Source organism: Kitasatospora sp. NPDC024654, from assembly GCF_055559155.1.
In genome coordinates this window covers 1,172-1,788 of record NZ_JBVHLF010000247.1, presented here as the reverse complement: position 1 = coordinate 1,788, position 617 = coordinate 1,172, and the positions used below count along the sequence as shown (strand labels likewise).

The 617-nt window shown below is 71.8% G+C and carries 1 protein-coding gene; it reads left to right on the top strand.

Annotated elements, in window-relative coordinates; translation table 11 throughout:
- Window positions 1–219 precede the first annotated feature (219 nt).
- Window positions 220–381: a hypothetical protein gene (locus ACZ38L_RS39375; RefSeq protein ID WP_465702945.1), complete on the top strand. Its 162-nt coding sequence runs from the start codon at window positions 220–222 to the stop codon at window positions 379–381.
- Window positions 382–617: the final 236 nt, after the last annotated feature.

The window sequence follows — 617 nt, the reverse complement described above, 5'->3', positions numbered from 1 at the left end:
CATGATCCTGCTCTGCCTGGCCGGTTACGCCCGACCCCTGCCCGGCCGAGCACAACCGAGCCCCATCAAGACCCACAGAAGAGAGCGATGAGCCTCAAAACGGGCGGCCTGCGGGTTCGAATCCCGCCCCAGCCACTCCTCTCAGCCGTTTCCGCCGGAAACGCGCCTGCCGTCCCGCACGGCCCCCTTCTGCTCTGCGAGACGAGAGGAGGACCGTGCGTGAGGATCACCGCTGCCCGTGGTGAGAACAGCGTCACCATCGAGATCGACGGCGCGGACCCCAACCTGCTGAAGCAGGCCGAGCAGGCCGTCCTGCGCCTGCTCGGTGACGCCCCGCCCAAGACGAAAAGGCCGAAGGTTGGGTTCTCCGCACCGGAGTGACCACCGGTGCCCGCCCGGTACTTCCCCTCGCGACGCTGCCCGGGTCACCGGCCACCGCGCACCCCTTCATGACCGTCAGAGCTGGCAGTCTGTTCCTGCTCCTGGCTGGCCTCCTGGTCGGCTTCAAGGCCTAACCGGCCCCGGGAACGGGGGGGGGGGGGGGGGGGGGGGGGGCGGGGGGGGGGGGAGAGGGGGGGGGGGGGGGGGTGCGGGGGGGGGGGGGGGGGGGGTGAAGT